General features: G+C 49.7%; 17 protein-coding genes and 5 tRNA genes. 7 read left to right on the top strand and 15 right to left on the bottom strand.

Annotated features, from left to right (window positions below):
- The 14 genes from AC52PS_RS12775 to AC52PS_RS12710 form a co-directional block, all read right to left on the bottom strand.
- A partial coding sequence (locus AC52PS_RS12775) for a non-canonical purine NTP pyrophosphatase (RefSeq protein WP_495563457.1) occupies positions 1 to 491 on the bottom strand: 491 nt, incomplete at its 3' end.
- Between the two features lie 24 nt (positions 492 to 515).
- A complete protein-coding gene (locus tag AC52PS_RS12770; protein ID WP_495563456.1) occupies positions 516 to 1382 on the bottom strand; it encodes a hypothetical protein in 867 nt (288 codons plus the stop codon).
- A gap of 112 nt (positions 1383 to 1494) precedes the next feature.
- Positions 1495 to 2481 carry a DHH family phosphoesterase gene (locus AC52PS_RS12765; protein ID WP_495563455.1) on the bottom strand — a complete coding sequence of 329 codons (987 nt, stop codon included), beginning with the start codon at positions 2479 to 2481 and terminating at the stop codon, positions 1495 to 1497.
- A gap of 14 nt (positions 2482 to 2495) precedes the next feature.
- Positions 2496 to 2921 carry a hypothetical protein gene (locus tag AC52PS_RS12760; protein ID WP_495563454.1) on the bottom strand — a complete coding sequence of 142 codons (426 nt, stop codon included), beginning with the start codon at positions 2919 to 2921 and terminating at the stop codon, positions 2496 to 2498.
- Between the two features lie 51 nt (positions 2922 to 2972).
- The gene (lon, locus tag AC52PS_RS12755) at positions 2973 to 5543 is read right to left on the bottom strand and encodes an endopeptidase La (protein WP_495563453.1); all 2571 of its coding nucleotides are present in this window, start codon (positions 5541 to 5543) and stop codon (positions 2973 to 2975) included.
- 25 nt (positions 5544 to 5568) lie between these two features.
- Positions 5569 to 6807, bottom strand: coding sequence for an ATP-dependent protease ATP-binding subunit ClpX (clpX, locus tag AC52PS_RS12750; RefSeq protein WP_495563452.1), 1239 nt, complete (start codon positions 6805 to 6807; stop codon positions 5569 to 5571).
- Positions 6800 to 7405 (bottom strand): ATP-dependent Clp endopeptidase proteolytic subunit ClpP, encoded by a 606-nt coding sequence (gene clpP / locus AC52PS_RS12745; RefSeq protein WP_495563451.1) that lies wholly within the window; start codon positions 7403 to 7405, stop codon positions 6800 to 6802. The genes clpX and clpP overlap by 8 nt, the downstream gene beginning before the upstream one ends.
- Before the next feature lie 73 nt (positions 7406 to 7478).
- Positions 7479 to 8831 carry a trigger factor gene (gene tig / locus AC52PS_RS12740; RefSeq protein WP_495563450.1) on the bottom strand — a complete coding sequence of 451 codons (1353 nt, stop codon included), beginning with the start codon at positions 8829 to 8831 and terminating at the stop codon, positions 7479 to 7481.
- Positions 8832 to 8953: 122 nt separating this feature from the next.
- Positions 8954 to 9025, bottom strand: a tRNA-Gly gene (locus AC52PS_RS12735).
- 61 nt (positions 9026 to 9086) lie between these two features.
- A tRNA-Leu gene (locus tag AC52PS_RS12730) sits at positions 9087 to 9168 on the bottom strand.
- Between the two features lie 280 nt (positions 9169 to 9448).
- Positions 9449 to 9521: transfer RNA gene (locus AC52PS_RS12725), tRNA-Lys, on the bottom strand.
- Positions 9522 to 9573: 52 nt separating this feature from the next.
- Positions 9574 to 9647, bottom strand: a tRNA-Arg gene (locus tag AC52PS_RS12720).
- A 60-nt stretch (positions 9648 to 9707) separates the two neighbouring features.
- Positions 9708 to 9779, bottom strand: a tRNA-His gene (locus tag AC52PS_RS12715).
- 95 nt (positions 9780 to 9874) lie between these two features.
- The gene (locus AC52PS_RS12710) at positions 9875 to 12127 is read right to left on the bottom strand and encodes an AAA family ATPase (RefSeq protein WP_495563449.1); all 2253 of its coding nucleotides are present in this window, start codon (positions 12125 to 12127) and stop codon (positions 9875 to 9877) included.
- Between the two features lie 31 nt (positions 12128 to 12158).
- On the opposite strand from AC52PS_RS12710, the gene AC52PS_RS12705 reads away from it, so the two are divergent.
- The 3 genes from AC52PS_RS12705 (at position 12159) to AC52PS_RS12695 (ending at position 17050) form a co-directional block, all read left to right on the top strand.
- Positions 12159 to 13886 carry a hypothetical protein gene (locus AC52PS_RS12705; protein ID WP_495563448.1) on the top strand — a complete coding sequence of 576 codons (1728 nt, stop codon included), beginning with the start codon at positions 12159 to 12161 and terminating at the stop codon, positions 13884 to 13886.
- Positions 13887 to 13897: 11 nt separating this feature from the next.
- Positions 13898 to 15832 carry a hypothetical protein gene (locus AC52PS_RS12700; protein ID WP_495563447.1) on the top strand — a complete coding sequence of 645 codons (1935 nt, stop codon included), beginning with the start codon at positions 13898 to 13900 and terminating at the stop codon, positions 15830 to 15832.
- A 132-nt stretch (positions 15833 to 15964) separates the two neighbouring features.
- A complete protein-coding gene (locus AC52PS_RS12695) occupies positions 15965 to 17050 on the top strand; it encodes a hypothetical protein (protein WP_495563446.1) in 1086 nt (361 codons plus the stop codon).
- Between the two features lie 153 nt (positions 17051 to 17203).
- On the opposite strand, the gene AC52PS_RS12690 is transcribed toward AC52PS_RS12695, so the two are convergent.
- Positions 17204 to 18358, bottom strand: coding sequence for a hypothetical protein (locus AC52PS_RS12690; protein WP_495563445.1), 1155 nt, complete (start codon positions 18356 to 18358; stop codon positions 17204 to 17206).
- A 197-nt stretch (positions 18359 to 18555) separates the two neighbouring features.
- Here AC52PS_RS12690 and msrB point away from each other — a divergent pair, with 197 nt between their 5' ends.
- From msrB to AC52PS_RS12670, 4 genes are all read left to right on the top strand, one after another.
- Positions 18556 to 18999, top strand: a complete 444-nt coding sequence (gene msrB, locus AC52PS_RS12685; RefSeq protein ID WP_495563444.1) for a peptide-methionine (R)-S-oxide reductase MsrB — start codon at positions 18556 to 18558, stop codon at positions 18997 to 18999.
- 209 nt (positions 19000 to 19208) lie between these two features.
- Positions 19209 to 20429, top strand: a complete 1221-nt coding sequence (locus tag AC52PS_RS12680; protein WP_495563443.1) for an extracellular solute-binding protein — start codon at positions 19209 to 19211, stop codon at positions 20427 to 20429.
- A gap of 89 nt (positions 20430 to 20518) precedes the next feature.
- Positions 20519 to 21586, top strand: coding sequence for a carbohydrate ABC transporter permease (locus AC52PS_RS12675; RefSeq protein WP_495563442.1), 1068 nt, complete (start codon positions 20519 to 20521; stop codon positions 21584 to 21586).
- Position 21587: 1 nt separating this feature from the next.
- Entirely contained in the window at positions 21588 to 22508 is a 921-nt protein-coding gene (locus AC52PS_RS12670) for a sugar ABC transporter permease (RefSeq protein ID WP_495563441.1), read from the top strand.
- Positions 22509 to 22551 lie beyond the last annotated feature (43 nt).

Raw genomic sequence — 22551 nt, 5'->3', positions numbered from 1 at the left:
TCGTAGCCGAAACCTCCTGTTGCAGCTGAAGGTTCAGCGGCAATAAGTCCTTCCCAGCTTTCCTGTGCCGTATATATGCGGTTGGAATCGAGAATAAGGCTCATACAGCAGATATACCGGGCGCTCCTGCGGGATGGGGGCAGACCGGATAATTTCTCCAACAGGAGTTTGTTTTGCTCATCTGAACTGAGTTTCCGCCCGGCTTCCTCATGGCCGAATCGGGCGGAGTATATGCCGGGACCGCCGTTGAGAGCATCGACACATAGCCCCGAATCATCGGCGAGTACCCCAAGGCCTTCCCGCTCTTTTGGAGACAGGCGGTGAAACAGACTCCGGGATTTTATGAGGCTGTTCTCCAAAAAACTGCTTCCAGTCTCCAGGGGATCGAAATCCTTGACAAATTCCCCTGCGGGAATGAGTGTATGCCCGGGAAGTATGGCAGCTAGTTCTTCAATTTTATGAGGGTTGTTGCTGGCAATAAGTATGTCCATAAAAACCAGAATACCGGCATAATCTCAGGTCTTCAAGTTCTTTCTGAAACCTTTATGCAGACTGCTGTCCACCGTACCTTTGGGAATTCCCGTACAACGGGAAATATCTTTATGGGTTGGGGCTATGCTGCAACGTGTGAGCTTCTGAGTGGAGCGGTGATACCGCTCTCTCCTGGCTTGCTGATATGAATCCTCGTGGGCACTGAAACTGAGCTTGAGGTACTTTTTCGTGTTGATATCCTGAAGCCTTTGCTTTCGCTCCAGTTTTTTCTCAATACTTTCAAACAGTTCTTGACGGTAGCCCAGGATCCGGGTGGTGCTTATGCCCGTTTCCTTGCTGAGACGGGAAATCACAGAATCATCCCAATGATATGCATGCTGTAATGAGTGGAGGAGTAATTGTTTTTTGTCCGCATCCATGGTCCGGGGATCGGGATCATCGGCTCCGTCCCGTTCATCCTCTTCAATATGTCGAAATATTTCATTTTTAAGACACTCTTCATCCGGGGTGCGGGACTCAGGCCACATCCCCTCACGGATTTCATACTGCAGATGCAGGCCGGAAACTACAGGAGAATAGTCCCGGGAAATGTGAGCCGCTATGTGTTCACTGCGCTTCCGGTCCGCAATAATGCTGCTTTGATAACTGTAGACTTGGCGGCTGAGCATCTTCCGCAGATAGTGGGAGAAACTGGTGTTTTCAAATCGAAAACGGTGAATATGACGAATGAGCTTATGCCTGATCTGAACGTAAAAATCGTCAGCGTCTTCCTGAGACCAGTGAAAGTCGCGTATCAGCCATCTGGTGAGCAGCTCCCGGATGTCCTGAAGTAGAGCTGTGAGCGTCCATCTTCCATGCTGATAGCAAATCACTTTCTGTGTAAGGTTCATGGTCATATCTCCTTAATACTTTTACCGGGGAAAAAACCGGTGTGATTGTATTCTGAAGATATTTTTACATTTTACTCGTAGATGCACTGATTCGATCAGGGGTCCTTCCTGATCAGTTGGAAGAAAGGAGTTCCTCTATTGCTGGAAATACAAGGTTCAGGGTTTCTTCAACGCTCAGGTCGCTGAGAAAACCCGCCGCCCGAGCATGCCCCCCTCCACCGAAGCGGGCTGCAAGTTTCCCCGCATCTATCAGTTCCCTGGTTCGAATGCTGCCAGCTGCTTTTCCGGGCTCCTCCTCACGGAGAACAAGAAGAATTTCAACACCTTCCACGTTCATCAGCTGTTGATACAGGCTGTCGGAGTCGCGGTTGGTCCGGCCATACCTTTTGATCTCTTCAAGGTTTTCCCAGGTATATAAGAAGCGGCCATTCAAGCGGCTTTCAACCCGGTTCAGCAACATACCTAAATGCTGACGGCTTTTCAGGCTCACGCCGCTTGAAATCTGTTCATACATTCTCCTGGGAGAAGCCCCTGCTTCAACCAGTTTAGCCACCAGTTGAAAACTGGCCTGGGTGTTCTCTCCCAGGTGACGGAAGAATCCCGTATCTGTGGCAAATGCAAAGAAAATATATTCCGATTCCTTGAGAGTGGGTTTCTCACCAAGACTTTCTATAAGCTGCTGAACCAGAAGGCTGGTGGATGGACAGCTGGGATTAATGAATTGCACATCTCCGAAATCTCGGCCACTGCTGTGATGATCAATAACAGCTGTGGTCATATCTGCAACATCATCGGCTAATGAACCGATACGGTCCAGGGTGGAGCAGTCCAGGACTATTGCGACGGCATGATCTTTCTCCCCTTTGTGCTCAGTAGTAAACCCGGGGTGGAAAAAACGGGCAAACTCCATGATCTCCCTTCGCCCGAAGGGGCCTTCATTGAAATACTCTACCTTTTTTCCCAAACGATTAAGAAATTCGCCCAATGCGAGACTGGATCCGATGCAGTCGCCGTCGGGATCCACATGAGACACCAGGTAAAAAATATCTCGAGATGCGATCAAATCGATGAGAGGTGGAGGTACGGGGGTATATTGCATCTATAGCTACAGCCTCAGTTATAATTTATTTCAAGTGTTTCCGCTGCAAAGTTTGCCTCTACATCATCATCATCCCGGAGTACCGTCCAGCTAATGTGATCGTATGTGGGAATAACGAAGACTCGCACATGGGAAAAAGCTCCGTCCTCATAAAATACTTCCATATAAGGCGCGGACTTGGACCAGGTTTCAATCTGTTCTCCTTTGCCCGCAGCTGCAGAGAACCACTCATGGGGCAGATATGCATCATGAAGTTTGCCTCTGCCGTTTAAATAGGTAACTCTGTAGCCGTAATCGCCAATAGCAATCTGGTTTATTACAAGACTTTTTACGTAATATACCGATGAATTCTCTGCCGATACTTCCTGGGATGTAAGCGGAAATGTGATCAGAATCAGGAAAAAAGCTGCGACACCCAATGTCTTCCCTAGGTTTACCACAATTGCCTCCTCAAATAGCTGCTCTAGTCTAAAGTATAGGGTAAGCCTAACTCATTCTGCAAGAAAAATATGTGAGATTGCCTGTTGAATATCCTCAACGAAATGAAAAGTTACCGCTTTTTTTACTTCTCCGGGCAGTTCATCATAATCCTTGGAATTTTTCGCGGGAAGAAGAATGGTTTTGAAACCGTTTCTATGGGCGGCCAGTACCTTCTCCTTAATGCCTCCCACCGGGAGTATTCTTCCGGTAAGGGTTATCTCTCCGGTCATTGCGGTAAACTCAGGCAATTGTCTTCCGCTGAAAATGGAAAGAAGGGCGGTGGTGAGAGTGATGCCGGCGCTGGGACCGTCTTTGGGAATTGCGCCTTCGGGCACGTGAATGTGGATATCAGCTTTCACCGCGATGTCAGATTCCACGCTGAGCCCCCCGTCTTCGACAATTTTCCTGGCAACCGACAGGGCTATTCGGGCGCTCTCCTTCATTACATCGCCCAGGCTTCCGGTAAGCGTCATATCTCCGGTACCCTCAGGATTCAGAATAATAGCTTCTACCGGGAGCAGCTTCCCCCCAAGTTCGGTCCATGCCATTCCATATACCAGCCCGGCGGGATTATCCTTGTACAAAATATCTGTGTCGAACTTTCTGGTGCCAAGAAGTTTTTTTACATCTCTGGTGCCCACGTGGAATCTAAAATCCGGACGCTCTTCTTCCCCAGCTGTGTTATCCGAAACGTTAGGAGCTTGGCCATTTTCGCCGGGTGTTTCGGCTTCCGGATTGGCTTGGATCGCTGCTTCGTTATCTTGTTCTGGGGTCTGTTCAGGCTCTGGTGCAGTTCCCGGCTCTGGTGCCGTTCCCGGCTCTGATACCGGTTTTTCATGTTCATCCGGATCGGCTTCGGGTGCCGGCGGGGCAATAATGCCGTCTTCAACCGCCTTTCTTGCGATCTTTCGCAGTGCTTTTGCGATTTCCCGTTCAAGGTTCCGAACTCCGCTCTCCCTGGTGTAGCCGTCTATAACGGTTTTTACCGCTTCCTTGGAGAATTTTACATCCGCCCAGTCCAGGCCGTGCTCCTTGAGCTGCTTGGGAATTATGAACCCTTCTGCAATTTTACTCTTTTCGATTTGTGTATAGCCGGGAATCTGGATGATTTCCATCCGGTCTAGAAGCGGATATGGAATACCGTGCAGGCTGTTGGCGGTGGTCACAAAGAGAACCTTGGACAAATCCACAGCCACTTCCATGTAATGATCCACGAAATTTTTATTCTGTTCGGGATCCAATACTTCTAGCAGGGCAGAGCTGGGATCACCCCGGTGATCGGAAGACAGTTTGTCAATCTCATCCAGAAGAAATACCGGGTTTGAACTCCCGGCCCGTTTCAGTCCCTGAATGATTTTGCCCGGCAGAGCCCCTACGTAGGTACGGCGGTGTCCCCGGATCTCAGCTTCATCCCTCACACCTCCAAGGCTGATCCGGACAAACTCCCTGCCCATGGCCCGGGCAAGACTTTTCCCAAGGCTTGTTTTACCTGTTCCCGGAGGACCCACAAAACAGAGAATTGGTCCCTTCATATTCTGCTTCATCTGAAGTACTGCCAGAAAGTCCAGAATTCTGTCCTTGGGTTCCTTCATGTTGTAGTGGTCTTGGTCAAGAATGGATGCTGCTTCAACCAGGTCAATTCGGTCTTCACTGAAATTATCCCAGGGAAGGTCGGCAATCCATTCAAGATAGCCCCGGAGAATTCCCGCCTCAGGGCTGATAGGTTGGAGACGTTTCAAGCGTTTCAGCTCGGTCTCAACCTTGGCCCGGACCTCCTCCGGTAAGTCCGCCTGTTCAAAATGCCGCTCCAGTTCCTTCACTCCCGAAGGATCGCTTTCTTCCTTTCCCAGCTCTTTATTCAGTTCCTTGATCTGTTCATTTATTACGAATTCCCGATGGTTATCGTCCATTCGCTGTTTAACCCGCTTACTGATATCCTTACGGAGGCTTTGAATTTCAGTTTCCGATTCGAGCTCGAGGGCAAGGTCATCCAGACGCCGAATAGTGTCGGTCTGATTCAGGAACTCAAGTTTCCGCTGAAAGGGAATACCGGTTTGGGAGATAATCTGATCAATAAGATTGTGGGGGTTATCTGAACGGCCTATGGCCTGGAGGAGCTCCCGTGGAATTTTCTTGTTGTCTCTGGCAAAGGTTTTAAAGTTATCCTGAAGAGCCCTCATACGGGTGGCGACTTCCGGTGTGAGCTGGTTATCTAGAGAGAGACTCTGAGTCCTGGCGGAATATATGCCCTCAGTCTGATGAATGCTCTGAATTTCTCCCCGCTCAACTCCTTCCAGGAGAATTCGCGAACTGTTGTTGGGGAGTTTCATTACCTGAACGATACGTGCAACCGTCCCCACCTGGTTCAGGTTTTCCATTTTCAAAGCAGTTTCTTCGCCGCTGAAATAGGCAAGCATAATGTGACGCTTGCCGGCCATGGCCTGCTCCACCGACTTGAGCCCGGCATTTTTTTGTATGTACACCGGACTGGCGGAGTGGGGGAAGAGTACAAGATCTTTAATGGCAATAAGGGGAAGTTCGCTGACTGCCCCTCCTGCCTTGGGTTTCGTGAATATTTTCATATTCTGCCTCGTTTATCGGAAAGTATCAGGCAGTTTTTTTCGTTTTCTGAATGATTTCCGGCCGGGTACCGTTTTCCACCACATCCTTGGTAATGATAACCTGTTTTTCCCCTTCTATGGAGGGAAGATCAAACATTATATCGATCATAATGGATTCCACGATGGAGCGTAGACCACGGGCGCCGGTTTTTCTGCTGATTGCCGTCTTGGCAATGGCTTTCACCGCATCTTCTTCGAATGTTAATTCAACATCATCCAGCTTCAGGCTTGCCGTGTACTGCTTTACGATGGAGTTCCGGGGCTCCAAAAGGATGCGAACCAGATCTTCCTCATGGAGTTTATCCAGGGCAACATGTATGGGAAGCCGACCCACAAATTCGGGGATCAATCCGAATTTTACCAGATCATCGGGGTGGAGGGATTTGAATAACGCAGCGGTGTCCTCGTGTTTGGGCTTTACGGTTGCGCCGAATCCCATGGGATGCTCGGAAATCCGCCCTTCGATAATTTTGTCCAGCCCTACAAAGGCTCCGCCCAGTATGAACAGGATATTGCCGGTATCAATTTTGATCATTTCCTGACTGGGATGCTTCCTTCCTCCCTGGGGGGGAACGGACGCGATACTGCCTTCGATTATTTTCAGCAGGGCCTGCTGTACCCCTTCACCGCTTACATCCCGGGTTATGGAAACATTTTCGCCCTTCCGGCCGATTTTATCGATTTCATCGATATAAATAATGCCCCGTTCAGTGGCCGATACATCCTGGCCCGCAGCCTGATACAGCTTTAGAAGGATATTCTCCACATCTTCACCCACGTACCCCGCCTCGGTGAGAGTGGTGGCATCGGCAATGGCAAAGGGAACTTTGAGTTTCCGTGCAAGGGTCCGGGCCAGCAGGGTTTTACCCGTACCGGTGGGGCCAAGCATGAGAACATTGGACTTTTCAATTTCAATATCGTCTTCAAGATGTTGCTTCTGGGTGATCCGTTTATAGTGATTGTACACAGCCACGGAGAGAACCTTTTTTGCCGGATTCTGACCCACCACATATTCATCCAGATATTCCTTGATCTCCTGAGGACTGGGGACTTCATCCAGGAAGTCCGTGGTGATCTCGTCCTCTTCCTCATCAAGAATTTTCTTACAGACATTTACACATTCATCGCAGATGTAAACACCCGGTCCTGCGATCAATCTCCGGGCATAATCCCCGGGCTTGCCGCAGAACGAGCATGATTTGTTGTTGTCTGTTTTTTTACTCATTCTTCCCCCGGACAAGTACATTGTCCACTATGCCGTATTCCTTGGTTTCCTCGGCGCCCATGAAAAAATCACGCTCAAGATCCCGGATAACCGTTTCACGGTCCTGTCCGCTGTGATTCACAAAAATATCTATGAGAAGATTTTTCAACCGCACCATTTCTCGGGCCTGTATGCCAATATCGCTGGCTTGACCCTGAACGCCTCCCCAGGGCTGATGGAGCAGCACTCTGGAGGAGGGCAGCGCCAGGCGTTTACCTGCGGTCCCGGAAGCCAGCAGAACTGCCGCCATGCTGGCTGCCTGGCCCATACAAATTGTTTGTACGTCAGCTCTGATATATTGAATCGTGTCGTAAATGGCCAGTCCGGCGGTCACTGAGCCGCCGGGTGAATTGATATAGAGAGAAATGTCCTTATCGGGATCCTGACTTTCGAGAAACAGCAGCTGAGCTACCACAATATCCGCATTAATATCGTGTATTTCGCCGTCCAGGAAAATAATGCGGTCTTTGAGAAGCCGGCTGTAAATATCATAACTGCGTTCGCCTACACCGGTCTGCTCGATTACCACCGGAACAAGATTGTTATTTTGTACATTCATACTGAGTTCCTGTTGTTGAAGCAATCCCAAAACGCGGGTTTTGAGACTGCCGTAATTGGATTTTCCCTACAATCTACGCATTTGCTTGAATGAAGTCCAGATACTTCACTTTTTTCCCTTTCTTCACGGTATTCTCTTCCAGAAGCTGGTCAACGAGTTTTCGTTCCTTAATGTCCTGGCGGATATACTCCATCATTTGGTTCTGCTGATAATAGCTGCGCACATCTTCTTCGCTCATGTTGTTCTGGTCTGCAACTTTTTTGATTTCCCCGTCCACTTCTTCATCGGATGCCTCAATTTTCCGGTCTTCGATGAGTTTGGAGAGGATAATCTGACTTTTGAGTCTCTGCTCGGCAGCTGGACGCCATTCGCTAAAGAGCGTTTCCCGGGTGTTGTTCTGGGCTCCCAACAGGGACTCCACCATTTTCTCGTCTCCCCCGAATTGGCGGATAAAATTCTGCCAGTTTGCGTCCAGTTCGGCCTGAATCATGCTGTCGGGGAGGTCCACGGGGTTCTTTTCCACAAGCTGCTCAACCAGAGCATCGGTTTTCACCTTCCGCAGCTGGTTGTCCTTGTTGGCGGCAAGGCGTTTTTTAATATCTTTTTTCAGATCATCCAGGCTGGAGTACTTTTCATCCACGTCCTGGGCAAGTTCGTCATCCAGTTCCGGAAGATCCTTCTCCTTGATTTTGGTGACTTTTACTTTAATATTTTTCGTTTCTCCGGCCAACGAAGGATCATCCACGTCCTCACCGTATGTCTTGGTAAAGGTCTTTTCCTCTTCAAGTTTCATCCCCAGAACATCATCATCAATCTTATAGAGATTGTATCCGCTTCCTACGGTGAAGCTGTAATCCTCACGGCTGCTTCCTTCGATCTCTTCGCCGTTTTCATCCAGTTCTGAGTAATTAATGGTGATGATATTGTCTTTTTCTACGCTGCCTTCGGATTTCTCACTTACAATGGCATTTTGTTCCTGAATTTGTTTCAGTTCAGCTTCAATGGCGTCCTTGCCGATGCTGACCTGGGGTTCTTCCACTGTGAAACCTCCGGCCTCTTTTACTTCAACATCCGGGAAAATATCGTAGGTAACCGCAAAGGTGAACTTCTCACCGGGATTAAATTCTAGTTCACCGTCCAGCTCCGGTGTTGCATACTGAAGGGGCTTTTCATCAATTTCTTCATAGATGTTTTTCAGGCTTTCTTCGATCAGCTTCTGAGCCGCTTCCACCCGGATGCTGTCGCCGAACTTCTGTTCAAGCACCGATGTGGGAACTTTTCCGGGACGGAACCCTTTAATATGAGCTTTTTTGGAATATTGCTTAAGCAGGCCGTCATATTCTTTCTGGGCAGCTTCTTTTGCCACAGTTACCGAAAGACGCACCTTGCTGTTTTCAAGTCTCTCAACATTTTTTGATTCGATCATCTCTTTCTCCTGAGGAACGATGGGGTTATTAGCCGATGGCCTGTGATCCGGAGTTCAGTTTCCCGGGCCGGATTAGAAAAAAAAAGCGACCTGGAGTTCACCAGATCGCTTCAATATTGTCGAGCGGGAGACGAGATTCGAACTCGCGACATCTACCTTGGCAAGGTAGAGCTCTACCACTGAGCTACTCCCGCAGGTGTGCAACATATTGCACACCCGATAATCCCCGGCTGCCAGATTCTGGCGGAGAGTGTATGCGAGAGGAGGGACTCGAACCCTCACACCGTACGGCACTAGATCCTAAATCTAGCGTGTCTACCAATTTCACCACTCTCGCAGACACTGCGATGGCAGATACTACAGTAGTTTATGTCTTTGGTCAATATCCTTTTTCAAAAAAAGTTTGAACCGGATTCTATGACCCTGGTGAGGCGTTCCGGTACGGCGCCGGTTCATCTCACTGAGGGCAGAATATAAATAATGGGGGAAAAAGTGTCAATATATCCCCGGGAAAAATCTTCCTGCGAGGCTGAAGAAGCCGGGGGCCTGGGTTTATATACGGATTCAAACGGATAAAAAAAGGGATGTCCGATTTGGTGTCTCGGACATCCCATGGTTGAGCCGTGAAGGGATCGAACCTTCGACCCGCAGATTAAGAGTCTGCTGCTCTACCAGCTGAGCTAACGGCCCATGATCTGTGAATTGTAACGGCTGCCCCGTAAACTGCAGAAGCCGTTCTATACGCGCCCGGCAGGATTCGAACCTGCGACCCACGGATTCGAAGTCCGGCACTCTATCCAGCTGAGCTACGGACGCATAGAAGGGTGTGTTTCTGCCGGCTGCTGAAACAGGCAGCAGAAAAACCCTATGAATCAGGGTGGATGACGGGACTTGAACCCGCAACAACCAGAACCACAATCTGGTGCTCTACCATTGAACTACATCCACCACGTGAGCGATTATATATATAGGATGGAACCCATTTTGTCAACAGGGTTTTCTTTTGAAAATTTCACTTGCAGCAATTCCATGTGTGGCGATAATCATTCCACGGACACCCGATAATAGCGCTTCCAGGACGGGAGACCGTTAGGAATTTCCAAACCACCCAAACCACGGGTTCCTTGTTCCACCCGGTCCAAATCTTCCTCCGACAGGGTGCACAGCAATCCGCTGCGGTAGGAATCGTTGCCAAACCAGGAGGATAAGCTCCGGGTGTCCGGAACCCTGTCGGTGTCCAGGGCAATAATCTGTAAAATCTCCCCGGGAGATTGGGCGTCCCGGGAATAGATTTTTCTGAAATGGGCTTTCTCCCCTTCCCGAAAGGCTGCTAAAAGCCTTGCATCCACCCCGGGTAGAATATCTTCTCCTCCCGGACTATTGAGAATTTCTTCAAGCCAGAGTGAAAACGGCGGCATTTCATCCAGGGCAGGCTCAAGTACGACAATATCCGCTCCAGGGTTGGCCTGCAGAACGGAGGTTTTTAGCTCCCGCTCCTTTTCGCCCTCCAATTGAGCTCTTTCCGGTCTGCGGTGTATCAGGAAGAAATCTGCCGGGGGGAGCGTCCCCGGCTCGTCGTTCATCCCCAATACCCCGGGGGCGTCCAATTCGGGCATTTGGCCGGCAAGATAGGCGACGCGTTCCTGCTCGCCCGGGTCGGTAAAAATGCCGGCGCAGAATCCCTCCTGACAGCGTCTAAGGCCTTCCCAGACCAACGGTCCGATATGTCCCCCGAAAATCACCAGCCGACTGTGGCGGCTAAGTGATCGGCTGTCCTGAAGAATATCAAAAAGACGGCTTCTCAGTTCCTCCCAACGGCTGCTTCCCGAACCCCGGCTGCGCTCTACCCAGCCGTGTTTCATAATTTTCGCATACTCCGGTGAACTGCTTTTTCGTCCCGAATAACTCAACACTTCCCGGAAGGGTTCGTCCTCGGCCTCAAGCTGCAGTTCCCTCCGGCGCAACACATGGGGGTATCGCTCTCCCTCAACTCCCATGGTTCCTCCGTGGTAAAACACCCGGCCACGAACCCCTTCCGGGAGGTAATTCTGCGCAACCCAATGCTCGGCGTAGGCATGAGGATAGAGATATCCCTTCCCGTGGCCGAATCCTTCTTTATCCCGGTTTGCGTCTTTCAGATGGTTGGGCACTTCGCTCATTGAGGATTCAGCCTTCACCGCTTCAAGGGCGTCAAAGAATCCCAGTCCGCTGTTACTTTTCGGTGAAGTCGCCAGGTAAAGCGCCGCCTGAGCCAGGAAAAACTGTCCCTCGGGCAGACCCACTCTATCAAACGCCTGGGCTGCGGACTGAACCTGTATAATTGCCTGGGGGTCCGCCAGGCCGACATCTTCTGCAGCACTGATGAGCATTCTCCGAAAAATATATCCGGGGCTTTCGCCGGCGTTCACCATCTTGGCCATCCAGTACAGGGCTGCATCGGGATCCGACCCCCTGATGCTTTTGATAAACGCGGAGATGCTGTCGAAATGGTAGTCACCGCTTTTATCGTACAGCACCGCTTTCTGCTGGATACTGTCCTCGGCTATGGATATGTCTATGTGGATGTTTGTCCCCGGCGGAGGGGGGAAATCGGGAACACTGGTTTCCACCGCCAGTTCAAGGGCGCCCAGGAGGCTTCGGGCGTCACCCCGGGCGGAGGAGATAAGGTGCTCTTTCGCATCATCATCAATCTGAATATCAAAATTGCCGTAGCCTCGCAGAGGATCTTCAAGGGCCTGATGAAATATCTTTTCCAAATCCCCGAACTCCAGACTCTTGAGTTGAAATATTCTGCTGCGGGATACAAGAGCCTGATTCACCTCAAAAAACGGGTTTTCTGTGGTTGCGCCTATGAGAACCACGGTTCCGTTTTCCACCCAGGGCAGAAGTGCATCCTGTTGGGATTTATTCCATCGGTGAACTTCGTCGATGAAAAGAATAGTTCTGGTGCTATAATAATTCCGTTGATTCTGGGCTTCTTCGATTGCCTGGCGGATCTCCTTAACCCCGGTAAGTACAGCGTTGAGACTCTGAAATCTGCTTCTGGTGTGATTCGCAATGATTCGGGCAAGGGTGGTCTTCCCGGTGCCTGGAGGCCCGGAAAAAATGAGAGAGCTGAGCTGATCGGCCTCAATAGCCCGCCTCAGCAGTCGCCCGGGAGCAAGAATGTGGTCCTGTCCGGCGAATTCCTGAATCGTACGGGGCCGCATGCGGCTTGCCAGTGGTTCGCTTCCCGGTGCCCTTGCTTGATGATCATCGGGCTTTCCGGTAAAAAGGTCATTGGATTCCGGTTTCATGTCCGTTACTATAGCATAAGGTGGTTTACGAATGGTACATCAACGAATAACCGGTGTGGTTTTCGCCGGTCTGCTGTTTTTCTCATGGAATAACCTGGCAGCAGACGGTGCATATCCATTTACTCCCGATTTCAGCTGGTCCGCCCCTCTCTATTATTATATAGATGAATCCATACATCTTTGCTCCACAGCTGCGGAGGAAGGCGGCGATCAGGCAAGGCTCTATTCCCAGCTGGGGAGGGCTCTTGAGGACTGGGAGAATTTCAATTCCCGGACGGCCCCATATCTGTACAGCCTGCTGAACGAAGAATCTGAAGAGGCCGTGGAAAATTCCGATGCATCCGGAGAGACAGCCCAGCTTTCCGATAAAACATCTCTGCAGGTTGAAGAGATTCGTGGAGCAAAGCGCGATCTTATATCTCAGGCAAACGACGCGCTGAGTATTTTGGCCGGACTCAGGGAGGCCGGAGCAGACTTCGGCGCGGAATCCGGAACAGCGGGAAAACTTCTGGAATATCTGCTCAAGGCAATGCCAGTTCTCAGGCCGGATATCACTCCCTCTTACAGCTTTTGGTCCACCCTTTCGGGATCCGACGATGGTCTTGATACTTCCTCTCTGATTTCAGCCATGCGCTCCGGCAGCACTGCTCAGCTGGAGCAGCTCCTAGAAGATGCCAGAGTCTCACCGGCGCAGCGCAGGGTTTTAGAGCGGCGGATCACCGCAGGAAACGGTTTTCAGCCCCTCACACGGGATCCCGTACGAACCATCTACTCTTCCGGCCTTGAGGAAAGCGCATCCCTGCTTTCCCAAGATGCGGAATACATCTACTACCGGAGCCTTCATCGGGACTTTTTTCAAAGCAGGCTGAATACCGCTGAGAAGTGGAACGCATATGTGGAGAATTTGCGCAGGAGTCAGCGGAATCTGGACGCTGCCCTCAGCCCTGAAATACCTCCCAGACAACTGCTGGCAAGGCTGAAAATAGACAGTGAAAACCGGAGCGATGCCTACTGGTCTCTATTGAGTTTTCTTGAAAACCCCATATACCTGGACGATTCCGACAGGTCCGCCCACGTTGAAGCGCTACAGCTCCATTTTCTGAGCAACTATGTTCTTTCGGAGCAGGAAGGCGGAACAAGGGAAGTGGAGCTGTACCTGCCGCCCATGGCTTCTCGGGGAATGGAGTTTTCACCTAACATGAACGGTATGCAGGAGCAGGGAAATGCTCGGCGCTATATGGTAATTCTCCATAATGAAAACTCTGACAAAGCATTTGTCCGTTCATGGGCGGAAGCAACCCTGCAGGTCAGCCGCTTAAACCCCGGGGACATTTGGCATATTCAAACCGGGTTTTATCCCCTTCAATCCCAGAAACTGATTACTGATGATAGTTCAGAACTGCGGTATGTAGAGATGCTTTTGCGGGTTCTGGAAACTTTTCCCGACGGGGAGGATCTGAGAGGGGTGACCGATCCCGCCGCAGTTCAGTTGGCACAATTCCGGAGGATAATGCTGTATTCGGATCTGTATCATTTTTTGAAAGGGAGGTCTGACATGGAGCGTTTGAGCCTGAAAGAGCAGAACTGGCTTCATTTGGCATCGGATATCTACGCCGGAATTCTGGACGGTGGAGATGCCGATGTTTCCTCCGCTCTCACCGACTTGAGTGAGTTCCTCGAAGTTGACTACACGGCTTACAGTTTTTCATCTGTTCTGTTCTCCCGGCTTTTCGATCCGGAAAAACCGGAGGGGGATTAATGGAGGCAACAATGAAACCCAGAGTCATATTTACCACTGCAATTCTGATCCTCTCCATTCTTTTTATCATCGCCTGCGGCAATACGGGAGAAGAGCCCGCTGCAGATGCTTCATCCGGGCCGGAGCCTCAGGATCCTACAGAAGGTGAACAGATAGCTCCTGAAGAATATATCCGCAGCGTAAATTATTTTCCCTCCTGGATTCAGGCGTGGGAGAACGCTGATCGTCAGGAAAGCATGAAACCCAACGGCCCTTCGTTGAGTTTTGATCCATATACATGGCGTCTCAGCCCCGAATCAGAGATGGAGGACCTGCCACCGGAAATCAGTGAGGATCTGGTGTCAAAGCGGCTGAAGGAAGCTGCTGAAGACCCGCTGAAATCTCCCGTGTATCCCCCGGCAATCGTCGCCGGAAATCTTCTTTCCCTTTCCCCAGGGGGACAGGTCTTTTACGTAAATCTTTTATCAGATGATGCAGGCTTTCTGAGCATGCCCGCGGGAGGGGTGAATGCACTGGGAATTCTTCCCGGTGAAGAAAGAGCCGTAATCTCAACCGTTCACGGACATGCGGCCCTTTTCTCTCTGGGAGAACAGGATAGGCGCGGGGACCTTTTGTGGAGCAAGGAGTATCCTGCCGCGGTGAAATATCTTGGGGCTCTCCGGGTTCCAAACCCCTTTACATCAGCCGAAGATTCCCAGGGCTCTGAGGATAGTGTTGTGGGCACAGATGATGCTGGAGAAAGTGCTGGAGAAAGTGCTGGAAATAGTGCCGAAGAAAATACCGGAGATACTACCGGGACGGAAACCCGGAACTCCGCAGATGAAGAGAAAGTCGATGCGAACACCCCTTCGACCTCCACCCTGCTGTTGTTCCTCGGCGAAGGGGGCTGGTTTAGCCTGGTGGACAGAGACACGGGAGTTGAATACCACCGCAGTCTTGGACGGGGCAAAGCCCTGGAAGGGGTGGCCGGCTCCCGGGGAATTGCCGCGTTGATAAGCGGCGACGGTTACCGTTCCTTTGCTGTCACTCAGCAGGGAACAGAGCAGTTTGCCCCGGAAATCGTTTCTGAATCGGACATTAATCTGCCTTTAGCCCAAACCCGCAGCATGATTACAACAGGAGAAACGATCGTATTTGCCACCCGGAATCTTACTCCTGGAAATGAATCCCGGGATTCAGCACCCTCATATGTGTATGGATACAGTCCGGCTACGGCGACCCTTCACTGGGTGCGCAGGTTTTCTGGGCCCGTTGTGGTGGGCGGCGGACGCTCTGGACTATCCGAGAGGCGAGAGACCCTGCTGATTGCCGACCCTTCTACTCAGAGTGTTTTCGAGGTGGATGCTTCAGACGGACAGCCACTGTCGGCCTGTTCACTGCCCGGAGATATGCTCCTTGCACATGACTCGCAGCTCAGTGAATTTCTTGGGGGAATGCTTCATCATAGGAATCGCTGGTATTATTACCGTTCAGCTAATTCGGGCGAAGATCCTTCCTATTCCTCTCTGAAAACCACTGCGGTAACAGCGGGGGAAGTTCCTGCTCTTTCCCGGTTGGACGTGGACTGGAGCAGTCACAACCTGGCAATCCGTCCTGTGGATGTGTCCGGGGAAGGAGATGCGGGTTCGCCGGATTTTTCCGGACTGAGTTCTGAGTTCAGCCTCCGAATTAGGAACGACAGCCTGCCGTTGCGACTTCCGTTCACTCCTGAGTTTCCGGTGTCCGGTCTGCTGCGCAGCGAAAGCAGGGGTGAGATACTGATCACCATAGAGGATGAGCGGGGTAGTGAATTGCTCAGCAGTCTGGATAAGGTACGGCTTCAGCCAGAGCTCAGATACGATCTGCGCCCGGGAACCTACTGGATTGTTCTCAGCGATGCCGGGGGCGTGCAGGATAAAGAATCCGCCGATTCCCCGTTCTTGGTGCTGAAAAACACCATATTTTGAGAATCAGGGCCTCCGAAGATGATGCTTTCCCTTCTTTCCTGTTTTTGCGGAAAAATTCAAAACCGGGGGAAATAAAATATTTTTTCCATAGTACTGGAATTATCACCCAGGGTCTTTTACATTGACATGTATATGCTTATACGAAAGCAGGGGCGCTCGCCTGAAATATCCCGGGAACCGGTGTACTCCCGACATGCATCCTTGGCATTTAACCGGCGAATGCATAAAATTCTTCAAGATCTGTGCAGAGAGATTGCAACCGAGCTTTCCGGAAAGCTCCATGCGGTAATTCTGGGTGGAAATTACGGAAGGGGTGAAGGGGGGACCCGCAGGGTGGTGGAAGGCCACGGCAGCGGTGTCTGGTCCATAGGCGAAGCCCCTGCGGAAGATATCGACATACTGATCGTATCGTGGATGAAATTTTCCGGCCGCTATGATGCCATACAAGGCATTCTCAAAAAATACGAAGAGATTTTTTCGGTCCCCATCGATTTACTGCCACTTATCACACCCGTGAGGCTCATGTGTATTCCCAATCGCTTCAATTGGCGCAGGCTTATTAGGAACTGCTCGGTTATCTACGGTCCCCCGGAACTGGCTGGGAAATTGAACCGGCGCTACCGAACTGAAAGGGAAATGGATCCGGTGCTGGCTTGGAGCCTTCTTTTAGACCAGGGGCTGCGACTGATGGATGTTATCGCAATAGAACAGGGATTTGTATCCAGGCGGAAGGCCGGGTGCAGGCTCATACACCAGGGGAAATTTTTCCGGGAAATTGCCCAGGCTGTACTCCTTGCAACCGGAAGGCATCAGGATACCATCGATATACAGCTGCATGAATTCATCTGGCTCATGGAAGAACTGGAGGAGCATGGCGGGCCCTCAGGGGGGAGTGCAGCCTCCTATCCGGGACTTTTACTTTTGAAAGGCTTCCTTCCAAAGGCAGTCTCCCTGCTCCGTTCCCCCCAGCAAGAGGAGCTTGATTTTCCCGAAACATGGATGTTCCATTTGGAGTTGTGGCTTGAAGCTTACGATTTTATCGGACTGAGAGTGGAACAGGGGGTGGATCCATTGTTGAAAATGCGTCTTTTGGGGATTCGTAATACGATCAGCCGTTTTTATAAAGCTCATGGAGATGCAGACCGGGCTTTGAAGCGGAGAATTCAGCGCCATGTCCGACTCTTGAGCTGGCTTCGAACCCATGTCTTTTTTACCTGATGCAGGGAACTTTTGGTCACTGATTTTTCCTGCATGAGATATAATGATCAAGTTGCATAATTAATTGCATATTCAGCAAATACCAAATTTCCTGATTTTGAAGGTTTTATCGCTCCTGCGGAATTCCACACTCTTTGGGGTACTGTTCGATAATTAGCCGGTTTGTTTGTTTAAATCCTTCTCATCTCCCCGGATTTTCCCCTGGGCTTGAATTTCGCTATCCAGATCCTTTAATTGGGTATCCACTTTTTTCAACTGTTCCCTGGTATCTTCAAGTTGACGACTGAGTTTATCCTTTTTCAGTTGAAAGCGGTCTTTTTCCTCTTCCAGCGATTGAATCTTTTGCGCAGCCGTCAGCCGCTGAATAATCTCCCCTTTGTGATCGTTTTCCTTTCTCAGCTTGCTCAGATTATTGATAAACTCCTTGAGTTGTTCCGGAGGTGCATCTTTCATGGATTCAGCGATGATCTCCCCGGCGCGGGTCAGATTATCTCTCAGCTGCTCATCCAGTTCGGATATACGCAGCTGCAGGTCGGTAATTCGATCTCCTGGTTTTTGACTTCCGGTGCGTTGGCGGAGTTTTTCCTGGATTTCATCAATTTCAGATCGTTGTCTGGAAATTGCCTTCTCTACTTCCTGAATCTTTTGCTGCTGTTTAAGCAGGGGGGAGAGTATTTTTTCAAGCTGTTTGTCACTTCCCGGATTGTTTTTCCATTCCTCTGCAAGCTTCGAGCCCGCTTGGGAGAAACCGCCGGTGACCTTCTTTTCAAGATTCTTCAATTGATTTTTCTGGAATTGAAGCTTGGTTTGGTTAACCAGCCTCTTGAATACCGGGTCGGTCCTGTTTTGCTCCTCAAGAGACTGAACCTTATTTTCCAGATTGTACTTATCTTTAAAAACGTTATCCAGATTGCCGAAGGCACCGGAATACAGGGTGTACAGTTCGGGTGATGCGGCATATATCTCAAATGCTTCCATGCCTGCCTGAATGCGTTGTTGCTCAAGATTTTGTTCCAGCTCCAGTTTTTCCTGTTCCTTTCCGGCGATGTGGTTTTCCCGATCGGAAATTTGTGTCTGAAGCTCTTCGATCTCTTTTATATATTCGCTGTGTTCAGCTTTCTGTTCGATTAGTTCATTGCTTTTCTCAACCAAGGGGGTATAAGCTTTCTTTTGCTCCGTATTGAGGGTTTCCAGAAGCTGCGGGTTTTCCCGTGCAGTGTTACCGATGTGCCAGTATTCCTGTTCGATAATACTTTTGTTAATTATTATTTCCCGTTCATTGGTTTGAATCTGCTTGCTGTAATCCATTTGGCGACTCCTCTCTATTCTTCCCATATGAAAACGTTCCCATCTGAATCAGAATAATTTGCCGGATGTTTAGGGTGAACTGACAGACGCCGTTCACAAAGGGCTTCTTGTGTAAATGTACTGAAATTCCGGTCCGTTTACCAGTTTCAAACCTGTTTATATGGACAGTGTTGGAAAGTATTACGATTTTACAGGGTATGAAAGACAAACAAGATCAATCAGACGCCTCCCGGGGGGCTGTAAACCGGGATTGGAAGAAAGTCCTGGACCCTGCCGTGTATCATGTGACCAGGGAAGGGGGGACGGAACCGCCGTTCACCGGAACATACTATCTCGATGAACGGGATGGGACATATCTCTGCTCCAACTGCAGTGCCCCGCTGTTTTCCAGTGAGAGTAAATATCACAGCGGTAGCGGCTGGCCCAGTTTTTATTCACCCATTTCACCGAATGCGGTGAAGGAGCTTGAAGATTCAAGCCTTGGTATGCGGAGAATCGAGCTGCGCTGTTCAGCCTGCGACGCCCATTTGGGTCATGTTTTTCCCGACGGCCCAGGTCCTACGGGGCTGCGCTACTGTATTAATTCCCTCAGTCTTGAGTTGGATGCGGATGCAGGAGACGGGGAAGGCCGGAAATCATGATTCTGCCTCCTTTTTCACGGAACTTTTCTGTATTTGTGAAAAAGCGGTTTTTTTTGTGAAAATTTTTGTTGACAGCTCCCCCTACTGCATTTAGCATGATCGAAGAACTTAACCGGTTTACTAAATCGTTTTACACGAGGATGCAACCGGTGAAATTACAAGCAATTCCTTCTCTACAGGAGAAGGGCAATCTACTTAGGGGGTAGACCATGAAAAAACTTCTAGTACTCGGTCTTGTACTCTTCGTGGCATTCGGTGCGGTATTTGCCGAAGGTCAGGGAGAAGCTGGTGCAGCCGGTGAAGTTAGCATCACTCTTTGGACTCAGGAAGGAGAATCCGAAGGTTTTTATCAGTACATCGTAGAGCGTGCCGAAGAGTACATGGGAATGGTTGAAGGTGTGACCGTTGAAGTTGTACAGAAAGACACAGAAGCTCTTCGGGAAGACTTCCAGACTGCTTCTCTTGCAGGTACAGCTCCTGAGCTGCTCTGGACTGTTGGCGACCATGCAGGTCCGTTTACTGCTGCCAACCTGATTCAGCCCGTTGACGGTCTGTACGATGCAGACGAATATGTTGAATCTGTAATCCTTGACGGTCAGACTTGGGGAGTACCCATTACAAGTGGTAACCACCTCATGCTTCTTTACAACAAGAGCATTGTAGGTGAAGAAGCTCCTGCAACTTTCCAGGAAATTATCGATTTCGGTCAGGAATACACTGACGGTCAAAACTATGGTCTGGTATATAATGCAGTAGAACCCTTCTGGTTGGTACCCTTCCTCGGCGGATACGGCGGAACTGTTTTTGCAGCTGACGGTGTAACTCCCACTCTGGATACTCCTGAAATGGTTGATACACTGCAGTTCCTCTATGACCTGGAATTCGAATACGGTATTACTCCTGCAGAAGCTGACTATGGAACCATGGATACGCTTTTCAAAGAAGGAAATGCCGCGTATATCATCAACGGTGACTGGAGTCTCGGTGATTACGAAGCAATCCTCGGCGATGACCTTGGTGCATCTCGTATTCCCCAGCTTCCCGGCGGCGATTTCCCCCGTCCTTACACTTCCGGCAAATACTTCATGGTTGCTGAAGGCGTAGACGGTGTGAAACTTGAAGCTATTCAGGGATTCATCGATTACATGATCAGCGACGAAAGTCTTCTTGAAATCCTGGACATGTTCAAGCGCCTTCCTGCTTCTCTCTCAGCTCTTAACAGTGACGCTGTAAGCGCAGACCCCATTCTTCGCGGTTCTGCTGCACAGCTGGCAACCGGTACTCCGATGCCTTCTGTAATTGAAATGCGGGCGAACTGGGATGCAATGAAGCCTGAAATGAACGCAGTTCTTGCTGGAACCACAAGCCCTGAAGAGGCTGCTGAAAACATGCAGTCTGCTGCTGAAAATGCAATTGAGGGTATGCAGTAATCCGAAAGGATTATCTGGTCCTAAGCTAAAAGGTACGGGCACCGATATTGCTAACCTATCGGTGCCCTTTTTTTGGGGGGTATTAGCACATGACTTGGTCCTTCTTATTAATGAGTCTTAGGGACGTTATTCCCACGATTATTGCCATTGCAGCGTTAATGGTGCTCGTGGAAATCAGTCTCTATTATCTCTTGTACAAAGTTTTAAACTACAAATACGCGTTGCCGTTCATGCTGGTTGCACCCGCAGCAATTGGTCTGGCATTGCTGGTTGTGTATCCGATCTTTTATAATCTTGCTGTTGCATTCAGCGATACGAACCTCTTTGCCGGGAGATTTCCCACACGTCCCGGTTCTGTAAGCTACGGTTTTAAACCGTTTTTTGATAATCTCGTTTCAGTTTTTGCGAAACCGATATTACAGCAGCAGACCTTCTGGCCTGTCTTTGCCCGTACGATCGCCTGGACATTCATTCAGGTTTCGTTTCACGTTACGGTAGGGTTCATGCTTGCATCCCTTCTTAACCGTCCTATGAAAATGCGGGGCGTATATCGGACATTTATCCTCTTTCCCTGGGCCATACCCCAGGTAATTGCCGTTCTGGCATGGAGAGGTGAATTCAACTTTGAATATGGATACTTCAATATAATTCTAAGGAATATAGGGCTGAATCCTGTTAACTGGATGACCGACCCTGCATGGAACTTTTTCGCAATCAACCTCACGAACTGGTGGTTGGGGGTTCCGTTTATGTCGGCCATACTGCTAGGTGGACTGCAATCTATTGATTCGTCCTACTATGAAGCAGCGGAGATGGATGGCGCCACGAAATTCCAGCAATTACGGAATATTACTCTTCCGTTGATGCAGCCTGTTATGACGCCGGCCATTATTCTCGGGGTAATCTGGACATTTAACCAGTTCAATATTCCCTATTTTATCAACCAACAGGAACTGGAATCCTCGGATATTCTAGTGACAGCATTGTTCAGGGCTGCATTTGAATACAGCAGGTACGGTTTTGCTGCTGCCTTTGCACTGGTGATATTTATAATTCTGATTCTGTTTACCATTTTCTATATGAAGGTGACGGGATTTCAGCTCCAGTCTGGTCAGGAAAAGAAGCGGCTTGCGGCTGCCAAGGCGGTAGGAGAATAATATGAGTAATCAAACTACTACTATGAAAGCTCCCACTGAGCTGGATTTAATGAAGAAATACGGGTTCGGTAGATGGTTCTTTCAACGCGCTCGGGGCGATTCGCCTTTTAAACGACTGTTAATCCATATCTTATTGCTGATAGTTGTGTTTATTGCAGTATATCCGGTGCTCCGGATTGTTACCGTTTCTCTTCGACCCGGTAACCGTCTGCTCTCAACATCTCTTGCGATCATTCCTCAAGATGCAACCTTTCAGAACTATTATAACGTTCTATTCAACAGGGATTTTGTTAAATGGTTGTGGAATAGCCTTATTATTACAACAGCAACCAGCAGTATCGGGGTAATGATCGCCTCCACATCGGCGTATGCGTTTTCAAGGTGGAATTTTCCTGGTCGTTCGCCAGCATTGATCTTCCTTCTTGCAACCCAGATGATTCCCTTTGCCATGCTGATGATTCCTATTTACATCATCTCTGCACAATTGGGACTTATTAACACCTGGCGGGGTCTGGTTGTGGCGTACTCAGTCTCATCTGTTCCGTTTTCAATCTGGATTCTCAAGGGGTATTACGATTCAATACCCGTTGAATTGGAGCAGTCGGCGATGGTTGACGGCGCTACACGGATGCAGGCGTTCTTTCGAATTATTCTTCCGTTGAGTACTCCCGCATTGGCTATTGCCTTTCTGTTCAACTTCACCCAGGCATGGAATGACTTCCTTCTCGCCCGGATTATGCTTCAGCAGGCGGAACTCTACACCTGGCCTTTGGGACTTCAAAGCATGCAGAGGCAGTTTCAGACCCAGTGGGGGGAATTCTCCGCCGGTGCGCTGATGGTTTCTGTGCCTGTAATGATCCTTTTCCTTACATCCAGCCGATGGCTGATCTCAGGTCTTACTGTAGGGTCTGTAAAAGGCTGATCCCGGGATCATAAAACTTTTGGGGGCTTCGTGATGCGAAGCC

This window comes from Salinispira sp. (assembly GCF_059431795.1).
The sequence above is the reverse complement of the archived record's forward strand: the minus strand, read 5'-3'. Positions and strand labels throughout refer to the sequence as shown.

Excerpts from the sequence above, each read along its gene's own strand:
- AC52PS_RS12710 (WP_495563449.1), bottom strand. The coding sequence starts at position 12,127 with ATGAAACCGGAATCCAATGACCTTTTTACCGGAAAGCCCGATGATCAT.
- clpX (WP_495563452.1), bottom strand. The coding sequence starts at position 6,807 with ATGAGTAAAAAAACAGACAACAACAAATCATGCTCGTTCTGCGGCAAG.
- AC52PS_RS12705 (WP_495563448.1), top strand. The coding sequence starts at position 12,159 with ATGGTACATCAACGAATAACCGGTGTGGTTTTCGCCGGTCTGCTGTTT.
- AC52PS_RS12695 (WP_495563446.1), top strand. The coding sequence starts at position 15,965 with ATGCTTATACGAAAGCAGGGGCGCTCGCCTGAAATATCCCGGGAACCG.
- AC52PS_RS12770 (WP_495563456.1), bottom strand. The coding sequence starts at position 1,382 with ATGAACCTTACACAGAAAGTGATTTGCTATCAGCATGGAAGATGGACG.
- AC52PS_RS12765 (WP_495563455.1), bottom strand. The coding sequence starts at position 2,481 with ATGCAATATACCCCCGTACCTCCACCTCTCATCGATTTGATCGCATCT.
- clpP (WP_495563451.1), bottom strand. The coding sequence starts at position 7,405 with ATGAATGTACAAAATAACAATCTTGTTCCGGTGGTAATCGAGCAGACC.
- AC52PS_RS12680 (WP_495563443.1), top strand. The coding sequence starts at position 19,209 with ATGAAAAAACTTCTAGTACTCGGTCTTGTACTCTTCGTGGCATTCGGT.
- AC52PS_RS12700 (WP_495563447.1), top strand. The coding sequence starts at position 13,898 with ATGAAACCCAGAGTCATATTTACCACTGCAATTCTGATCCTCTCCATT.
- AC52PS_RS12675 (WP_495563442.1), top strand. The coding sequence starts at position 20,519 with ATGACTTGGTCCTTCTTATTAATGAGTCTTAGGGACGTTATTCCCACG.
- AC52PS_RS12670 (WP_495563441.1), top strand. The coding sequence starts at position 21,588 with ATGAGTAATCAAACTACTACTATGAAAGCTCCCACTGAGCTGGATTTA.
- msrB (WP_495563444.1), top strand. The coding sequence starts at position 18,556 with ATGAAAGACAAACAAGATCAATCAGACGCCTCCCGGGGGGCTGTAAAC.
- lon (WP_495563453.1), bottom strand. The coding sequence starts at position 5,543 with ATGAAAATATTCACGAAACCCAAGGCAGGAGGGGCAGTCAGCGAACTT.
- AC52PS_RS12690 (WP_495563445.1), bottom strand. The coding sequence starts at position 18,358 with ATGGATTACAGCAAGCAGATTCAAACCAATGAACGGGAAATAATAATT.
- tig (WP_495563450.1), bottom strand. The coding sequence starts at position 8,831 with ATGATCGAATCAAAAAATGTTGAGAGACTTGAAAACAGCAAGGTGCGT.